This is a genomic window from Mesorhizobium sp. M1A.F.Ca.IN.020.06.1.1, from assembly GCF_004023265.1.
Classification (GTDB): domain Bacteria; phylum Pseudomonadota; class Alphaproteobacteria; order Rhizobiales; family Rhizobiaceae; genus Mesorhizobium.
In genome coordinates, this window is record NZ_RZSR01000190.1 from 1 (window position 1) to 7,836 (window position 7,836).

The window sequence follows — 7,836 nt, forward strand, 5'->3', positions numbered from 1 at the left end:
GATGAAGACGATCTGACGGCCGTTCTGCTTGCCGATATTTTCGAGACGGATCATGGGGCGGTCCGGGAAACTGCGCTGAGATGGCGGGATTTGCCCGGGGCATACGCGAATGAGGCTGCGGAGGGAAGAGGCAGAAGCGCCGCATCCGCGCGCTCGACTATTCCTTCGAGGCAGAACCCAGCCGCGGTGAAATTGATTGGCGTCGCCGGCCGATCGAGCGCTTAGTGCTGGAGCCAACCACTTGATGGGCTCTGGCAAGGGAGGTCAACCATGGCCATGTACCTGACGCGCTTCAGCTACACGCCCGAGACCTGGGCGCGAATGATCGAAAACCCCGAGGATCGCCGCAAGGCAGCCAGCTCATACATAGAATCGGTCGGCGGAAAGCTGCACGGGTTCTGGTACGCGTTCGGCGAACACGACGGGTGGAACCTGTGGGAGGCGCCGGACAATGTTTCGATGGCGTCCGTCGTGCTCGCCATCGGTGCCGGAGGGGCACTCAGCTCCTGCGAGACCACCGTCCTCCTCAGCGTCGAGGAGACGATGGACGCGCTAAGCAGGGCGAAAGCGATCCGTTATCGGCGGCCTGGAACGTAAAGCCGAGAAAAGCCGCCTCGGAGGGGTGTCACCTCGCGTCGTGGAAGATGATACCGAGCGTATGTCGCCTGCCCGAGCGCAGGCGGCTGACGCCGTGGCGCAGGTTGACGCGATAGTAACCTCGCGTGCCCTCCACGGGCCGGTTGTGCACGGCGAAGATCACCGCGTCGCCGCGCTTGAGCGGCACCACCTCGGCGCGGCTCTGCATGCGCGGGCGCTGCTCGGTCAGCACGAATTCGCCGCCGGTGAAATCCTTGCCGGGTTCGGAGAGCAGGATCGCCACCTGCAGCGGAAAGGCGAGCGCGCCATAGAGATCCTGGTGCAGACAGTTGAAGTCGCCGGGGCCGTATTGCAGCAGAAGCGGCGTCGGCTTGGTTTGGCCCTCGTCGTGGCAACGCTTTAGGAAGGCGGCGTGGTCGGAAGGGTAACGGAGCGCGGCGCCCATCTTCTCGTTCCAGTCGTTGGCAACGCCGGCGAGCCGTGGATAAAGCGCAGTGCGCAGGCCCTCGATCAGATCAGGCAGCGGATAACGGAAATAGCGGTACTCGCCCCTGCCGAAGCCATGGCGCGCCATCACCACATGGCTGCGGAAATGTTCTTCGTGCGGATAGAGCGCGGCGATTTCGGCGCATTCCTCCGGCGAAAGCAGGCCGGGCACGACAGCGCAGCCCTGGGCGTTGAGCTCGGAGACGAGCGCGTGCCAGTCCTGCGCGGCGACACGGGATTCGGCGGAGCGTCCGGCGCGTTTGGTGTTGAGGGAATGGACGGTCATGAGCGCCTCCTTTGATGCCATCAAAGTGGGGCGGAGGCGAAGCGGCGGCCACCCGATTCCTGCGGAAATGGCGCGACCTTTACGGCGAACCAGCCGCAACGAAGCCCGAGCGGCCCTGCGCGCGGCGGAATGCCTGCTGCAGGCGCGGGTTGAGGCGCACCGCGTCGCGGCCGGCCTGGATGGTCCGCTCGACCTGCTCCGGCGTCAGCCTCAGCCGGGTCGGGATGACGTTCAGCGCGGCTGCCTCGTCTGGCGGCAGGTCGGCGAAGGAGACCAGTTCAACCACCATCTGGACGTCGCGGCACTTCCAGCCGGACAGGCTGCCGCGGTAGCGCGCTACCACCGCCGCCGGGAGGCTGCAGCGATATTTGACCAGCTTTTCGCGCCACAGCCGGAATTCGAGCTTGAGGGAATCGAATTCGTCGCGCACCGAGGACGCGATCGAGGTGCCGGCGGTGGCGTCGATCATGTCGACCAGGCCCGGTCCCTGCTTGACCTTGACCCAGTCGGGTTCTTTCCTGCGGCCCGCATCGGCAACGATCATGATCAGCGTTCGCATCCTCACCGCCGCCTGCGGCGACAACGGGCTGTGCGGACTGCCGGCGATGTCGAGCGATTCCGCGAAGCCGACCACCGCGATGTTGTCGGTCAATCCGCCGTCGAGCAGCTTGATGTAGTTGACGCGGTCGTTGTTCTGGTAGGACTCCATGGCGCGAGCCGCGGCCTTGACCCGTTCCGGTGCCTCCGGATCGTTGAGACCGCGTTGGATCCAGTCCGGCTGCTTGTAGTTGCATCTGGTTGTCGGCGTGGTCGTCGAGACGACAACCGGCGCGAACACCGCGGGGAACGCCGCCGAGGCCGCCACCGCATCGGCGATACGAAGCTTGTCGAGATCGCTGCAGATGGCCGCGAAGCGGTCGTAGGTGAAGCCGAAGGCCGTCCCGTTGTAGATGTCGGATGCGTGGATCCAGACCAGCGGGGCGCCGGGACGTCTGAAGGCGCTGTAAGTGGCACCGTCGAACAGGTTCCTGTCCAGCCACGCAGCAAAGGTGCTGCGGTCGTTGACGCCGCCTTTCCACAGCCGCGCCAGATTGGCCGGAGCGAGCTTGGCGGTGTGCAGCGAGCTCTCGGCATCGCGCAGCAAGAAGCGCTTGCGAAGCTCGCGGTAACCACGCCCTTTGTAGCCGAGATAGGCCGCCGTCACCGCACCGCCAGAAACGCCGCCGACGACGCGCACGTCGTCGATCAGCGTATGCGCTCGCCCGCCGCTGCCGACCGTGACATCGTCGAGCGCCTGAAGCACGCCATAGCTGAAGGCGGTGGCGCGCGTGCCGCCGCCAGAGAAGGACAGCGCGACCACGGTCGACCCGTCGGCGGGAGCATCGGGAATGTAGTCCGGCGAGCCAGGCCCGACTTGCGTCACATGGGTGTTGATGGGCTCGACATCATTGGCGACACATCCGGCCAGCAGCGCTGCTGCCAACACAAGCAAGCCCACACGCCAACGCATCGAGGTCCCCCCGATCGCCCGTTCCCGGCCTCAGTCTATGCGCAGCAGGCAGAGCAAGGCAACGGCCAGCCCCGGGGTCCTTCACCTCAAGCGTTCCGGCGGTACCCCTCCAGTTCCGGATCGAGATCCACCTTCACTCCATTGGTGAAGACGCAGGTCGCCACCATGATGCCGGCGAAGGCGACGAGGTTGACGAGCAGCGTTTCGTCGTAGCGCGCCTTCAGCGCGGCCCAGGTCTCGTCGGCAACGGCATTGGCGTCGGCGGCGAGCGCCCTGCCGAAGGACATCAGCAGCGCTTCGTCCGGGCTGGGTTCGATCGCGTCCGGATCGAGGCCGGAATCGATCAGCGCGCGACGGAAGAAGGTGACCGGGACCTCGGCGCGCATCGTCTCGGCGATCGCCTTCGAAAACAGCCAGATCGCCCGGTCGTCGAGCGTAGGACGCAGGAGATCGCGCAGCGTGAACCATTCGGCGTAGATGCGGTGCGCGGCCGGGGAGTGAAGCAGGATGCGCTTCATGTTGGTCATGCGGCCGCGCAGCGCAAGCTCCCGGTCATGCTCTGCGCGGATTTCGTCGGAGGCGGTCGCATAGTCGATCGCAGAGAGATGCGCCACGGCCCCTCACCCCAGCGTCGCGTGCAGCGCCGGCGCGCCGCGAAGCGTGTTGGAGACGGTGCAGATCGTCTCGGCATCCTCGACGATGCGCTGCTTGGTCGCGGCGTCGAGGTCGCCGGCAATCTCCAACCGGATATTGAACCTTTCCACCCGCGACGGCTCGTCCTTCGCCTTCTCGCCGCCGACATCCGCCCTCACCTCGCCAAGCCGGTCGGCGGCGCCGAGGCGGGTGGCGGCGATGCGGGCGCTCAGCACCATGCAGGCGGCCAAGGAGGCATAGAGCAGGTCGAGCGGGTTGAAGCCCGGCGCGCTGACCGCAGTCACCACGTCGACCGTGCCGCCGGTCGGCGTCGTCACCGCCGGCAAGCCGCCCGGCGGCAGCACGGCGCAGGCGCCGGTAGCACGGGTTCTGATCTTCAGCTCGCTCATCGAAAGTCCTTCGTCCGGGTTTGGAGGCCATTGATAGCGGACGGGAATCTATCTCGGCAACCATCCAGGGCACAGCTGCGGTTCTCTTCGTGCGAGGTGGTCCGTGGAAGGGCTGATCTGCCGCGTTCCGGCTTGGCAATTTGCCTCCGCCAGTCAACAATCCGCGGCACCGCGCTGCTGGGCCAATGGAAACGGGATTGAGGGTCATGACACCACGGAAATTTGCCACGCACGCCGCTCTCGCCGTCGCTGTTCTTTGGCCCGCCGCCGGCCAGCCGGCAGATGGCGTCCATCCTGGCCCGATGTCGCGCACGCAAGCCTTCGCACGCGCCGAAGCACTGACAGCGATCGGGCGAAAAATGTTCTTCGACCCATCGCTGTCGGCTTCGGGCAGACAGGCCTGCTCGTCCTGCCACGATCCCAACCACGCCTTCGGTCCGTCCTCCGCCGCGCCGGTCGAGATGGGCGGGCCGAACCTCGACCGGCCTGGCCTGCGAGCGGTGCCGTCGCTGCGCTACCTGCAGGCGGCGCCCGCCTTCACCGAGCATTTCTACGATTCCGAGGACGAGGGCGACGAAAGCGTCGACAATGGCCCGACCGGCGGATTGACTTGGGACGGGCGCGCCGACCACGGCAAGGACCAGGCGAGGATCCCGCTGCTGTCGCCGTTCGAGATGGGCAACAAGGATGAAGCCGCCGTGGTCACCGCCTTGCGCAAAGCGCCCTATGCCGACGCGTTCAAGGCGGCGTTCGGCGCGGATATTTTCGACCATCAGCAGGATGCCTTCGACGCGGCGGTCGAGGCGCTCGGCACCTTCGAGCAGAGCAGCGCCGACTTCTACCCCTATTCCAGCCGCTACGACGCCTTCCTTGCCGGCAAGGCGCAGTTGACCGCGCAGGAGTTGCGCGGCCGTGCGCTGTTCGAGGACGCAAACAAAGGCAATTGCGCGAGCTGCCATCTGAGCGAGCCGGCAAATGACGGCGAGCCGCCGCAATTCACCGATTACGGCCTGATCGCCATCGCCGTGCCGCGCAACCAGGCGATCCCGGCCAACGCCGATCCCAATTATCTCGATCTCGGGCTGTGCGGGCCGCTGCGGGCCGACTTCAAGGGCCGGAGCGAGTATTGCGGCCTGTTCAAGACGCCGACCCTGCGCAATGTCGCGCTGCGCAAAAGCTTCTTCCACAACGGCTATGTCCACTCGCTGCGCGAGGCTGTCGCCTTCTACGTCACTCGCGACACAGATCCGGGGCGCTGGTATCCGAAGAACGCGGACGGCACGGTCGAGAAATTCGACGATCTGCCAAAGGCCTACTGGGGAAACCTCAACACCGACCCGCCCTTCAACGGCAGGAAACCAGGCGAGAAGCCGGCGTTGACCGACGCCGAGATCGACGACATCGTCGCTTTCCTCGGCACGCTGACCGACGCGGACCAGGCCGGGCAGTGAGGCTCGGTCAGACGCGGCTGACAAGCGATCGAACGACGCAACCAGCGATTGCTCGCTGAGGCGTCTTTGCTAGAATGCGGCGGGCACCGCTCGTAGCGGCGCACGGGGGCATTTGGAATGGCGGGGTTGGCGACTCATTGTTGGGGATGGCCGCGGCCTGTGCGGCCGATGCTGGCGTTGATGTTGTTGTCCCTCGTCGTTGCGGAGCCGTCTTCGGCCGCGATCCATGAGTACGACGATCATCCGGCCTGCGACGGCAAGACTGTCGAACCTGCTCGGCGCATCGTCGCCTGCACACAGGTCATCGAGGATCGATCGGAGACGAAAGGCAATCACGTGGCCGCTTTTGTCATACGCGGTACTGCCTTCGCGGCGCAAGGCGACCTCGATCGCGCCATCGCCGACTACAGCGAGGCGATCAAGATGGATCCGAAACTCGCCAACGCGTACTACAACCGTGGCAACGCCTGGCGCGGAAAAGGGGAGCCCGATCGAGCCATCACCGATTACGACGAGGCGATCAATCTCGACCCGAACGGCGCCGACCCCTACTACAACCGCGGCGTGACGTGGGCCGACAAAGGTGAGAACGATCGGGCCATTGCAGACTTCGGCATGGTGCTCAGGCTGACGCCGGCCGACGCCGGTGCCTATTGCAACCGTGGCAACGCGTGGTTCAACAAGAACGAACTCGGTCGTGCCATCGACGATTTCGATCGGGCCATCAAGCTCAAGCCAACGGACGTGGATTGCCTGAACAGTCGGGCCGACGCCCTGGCCGGCATGGGCGACGAAGCGCGCGCGCTTGCCGATCACGAGACGGTGATTCGCCTCGATCCGAACAATGCGCACGCACTCTATCGACGCGGCAACGCCCGCTCGAATATGCGCGACTATGACGGCGCAATCGCCGACTACAACGGGGTCATCGCTGCCGACCCGAAAGATGCGAGCGCCTATTACAACAGGGGCCTCGCCTTGTGGAACACGGGCGATCTCGACCGGGCGCTGAGCGACCTCGATAGCTCGATCAGCCTCGACCCGAAATTCGCCGTCGCCTATCGCACCCGGGGATCAGTTCGAATCGACAAGGGCGATTTCGACCGAGCCATAGCCGACTATGACCAGGCGATCGCCCTTGATTCAAAGCAGGCAGGCACCTTTTTCGCCCGAGGCTCGGCTTGGTCGATGAAACGCGACTACGACCGCGCCATTGCCGATTTCGACCAGGCGATCGCTCTCGATCCAAAGTTGGAGGGCGCCTATGCCGGCCGTGGCTTGGCCTGGCTTCGCAAGGGCGACAATGACCGCGCCGCCGCCGACTATGACGAGGCCATCGCGCTCGACCCGACGGATGCCAGTGCTTTCAATTGGCGAGGCTTCGTATGGGCCAGCAAGGGCGACTACGACCGCGGTATCGCCGATTTCGACCGGGCCATCGAGATCTACGGCAAGAATGCGGGATTCTTCTACAATCGCGCCAAAAGCTGGACGGCAAAAGGGAACTACGAAAAGGCCATCGCCGACTACGATCAGGCAATCGGCCTCGATCCCAACTTCGCCAACGCCTACCGGGGCCGCGGCCTGGTGCATTTCTATGCGGGCGCGCTCTCAGATGCGCAGTACGATTTTCGTCGATTGGCCGCCCTGAAACCCGACGATCCTTATTCCGCGATCTGGCGCGACTTGGCCGAGCGCCACGCCGGCGGGCAAAGCGAATTGCGTGCTGCGACAGGCAAGCTCGATATGACGAAATGGCCGGCACCAGTCGCGCGCATGCTGCTCGGCGACCTAGCGCCGGCCGAGGTGCTGGCGGCCGCGGACGACCCCAATCCGCAAACCAGGCAGGGGCAGGTGTGTGAGGCCAATTTCTATACCGCGGAACTCAGTCGGTTGCAGGGGCACAGCGACGAGGCGGTGCGGCTCTACCGGCTCGCGGTAAGCGATTGTCCCAAGAGCTTCGTCGAGTATCGCGGCGCGACGATGGCCTTGAAGGCGCTCTACGCTTTGCCGTAGCGACCTCGAGGATATCGACGCGATAAAGCGCCCTATTGCTGAACCGATCGGAAAGCGCACCCTGTGTGAGCCAGTCACAGACCGACAGAAAGCATCTGCTACATTAGCATCTCGTCAGAGCGGGGGCTCAAATGAGATTCGTAGCGGTGCAAGAACCGCCTCATCATAGCTGGGCGGTGCTCGACATGGCCAATGACAAGCCCGCCGAACATGCCGGGCGCGCGCTCATCGGTCTCACGTCGCACGAAGCCCGGCGGTTCGCCGCCGCGGCCAACGACGAAGCGGGGTATCGGGAAACCAACGCGCTGGCGTCGCATCCAGGCGGATAAGGCATGGCACTGACGGTTCGCAATTCGCCGGGAAACGACAAGCGAACAAGCGGTTGAGACGGCGTGCTGCCAGATTGATTCAAGTGCCTCACCCCGCCGACGCGTAGCGGTTCACCAC

At 65.0% G+C, this 7,836-nt stretch carries 8 protein-coding genes; 4 read left to right on the top strand and 4 right to left on the bottom strand.

What is annotated here, in order from left to right:
• Positions 1–270: 270 nt before the first annotated feature.
• Positions 271–597 (top strand): GYD domain-containing protein, encoded by a 327-nt coding sequence (locus EOA60_RS11180; RefSeq protein ID WP_164747035.1) that lies wholly within the window; start codon positions 271–273, stop codon positions 595–597.
• A 28-nt stretch (positions 598–625) separates the two neighbouring features.
• Here EOA60_RS11180 and EOA60_RS11185 read toward each other — a convergent pair whose 3' ends face one another.
• The 4 genes from EOA60_RS11185 to EOA60_RS11200 form a co-directional block, all read right to left on the bottom strand.
• Positions 626–1,369 carry a 2OG-Fe(II) oxygenase gene (locus tag EOA60_RS11185; RefSeq protein ID WP_095824686.1) on the bottom strand — a complete coding sequence of 248 codons (744 nt, stop codon included), beginning with the start codon at positions 1,367–1,369 and terminating at the stop codon, positions 626–628.
• A 79-nt stretch (positions 1,370–1,448) separates the two neighbouring features.
• Positions 1,449–2,879, bottom strand: a complete 1,431-nt coding sequence (locus EOA60_RS11190; protein ID WP_095824640.1) for a patatin-like phospholipase family protein — start codon at positions 2,877–2,879, stop codon at positions 1,449–1,451.
• Positions 2,880–2,965: 86 nt separating this feature from the next.
• The gene (locus tag EOA60_RS11195) at positions 2,966–3,493 is read right to left on the bottom strand and encodes a hypothetical protein (protein ID WP_095824641.1); all 528 of its coding nucleotides are present in this window, start codon (positions 3,491–3,493) and stop codon (positions 2,966–2,968) included.
• A gap of 6 nt (positions 3,494–3,499) precedes the next feature.
• Complete coding sequence (locus EOA60_RS11200; RefSeq protein WP_095824642.1) at positions 3,500–3,922, bottom strand: OsmC family protein; 423 nt, start codon at positions 3,920–3,922, stop codon at positions 3,500–3,502.
• A gap of 206 nt (positions 3,923–4,128) precedes the next feature.
• On the opposite strand from EOA60_RS11200, the gene EOA60_RS11205 reads away from it, so the two are divergent.
• From EOA60_RS11205 to EOA60_RS37490, 3 genes are all read left to right on the top strand, one after another.
• The gene (locus EOA60_RS11205; protein ID WP_245322373.1) at positions 4,129–5,373 is read left to right on the top strand and encodes a cytochrome-c peroxidase; all 1,245 of its coding nucleotides are present in this window, start codon (positions 4,129–4,131) and stop codon (positions 5,371–5,373) included.
• Positions 5,374–5,559: 186 nt separating this feature from the next.
• Positions 5,560–7,389 (top strand): tetratricopeptide repeat protein, encoded by a 1,830-nt coding sequence (locus EOA60_RS11210; protein ID WP_164896067.1) that lies wholly within the window; start codon positions 5,560–5,562, stop codon positions 7,387–7,389.
• A 185-nt stretch (positions 7,390–7,574) separates the two neighbouring features.
• Entirely contained in the window at positions 7,575–7,718 is a 144-nt protein-coding gene (locus EOA60_RS37490) for a hypothetical protein (RefSeq protein ID WP_156751089.1), read from the top strand.
• Positions 7,719–7,836 lie beyond the last annotated feature (118 nt).